The 440-nt window shown below is 62.3% G+C and carries 1 protein-coding gene; it reads right to left on the reverse strand.

Annotated features, from left to right (window positions below; all coding sequences use genetic code 11):
* Positions 1-372, reverse strand: a 372-nt coding sequence (locus tag J5M67_RS28705; RefSeq protein WP_207888713.1) for a GIY-YIG nuclease family protein, incomplete at its 3' end; no start/stop codon positions are given.
* Between the last annotated feature and the right edge of the window lie 68 nt (positions 373-440).

Consider the following 440-nt stretch of genomic DNA (forward strand, 5'->3'; position numbering starts at 1 on the left):
GTAGTACGCCATTCGCGGAAACCGATGGCCCGTGAGCTTCAGGTACGGATACGACTTGTCGTCGCGAAACAGAATGTTGTAGCGCGGCGCGAGCGCCTTGATCAGGTTGTTCTCGAGCAGCAGCGCCTCGGCCTCCGAGCGCGTGACCGTGGTCTCGATGCGCGCGATGCGCGTGATCATCATCGCGATGCGCGGCGACAGCTGCGTTTTCGTGAAGTAGCTCGACACGCGCTTTTTCAGGTCGCGCGCCTTGCCGACGTACAGCACCGCGTCCTGCGCGTCGTAGTAACGGTAGACGCCAGGCAGATGCGGCAGTTGGGCGAGGATCGGCTTGGGTTCGAAACGGGATTCGGGTGCGTCGGGGGATGTCATGCTCAATGCGGGCGCGAGCGGCGCGCGCGAACAAGGTCATTTAGAATCGCCAGTGTAGAGCATTCGCC

The organism is Pseudomonas sp. 30_B, assembly GCF_017491605.1.
Classification (GTDB): Bacteria; Pseudomonadota; Gammaproteobacteria; order Pseudomonadales; family Pseudomonadaceae; genus Pseudomonas.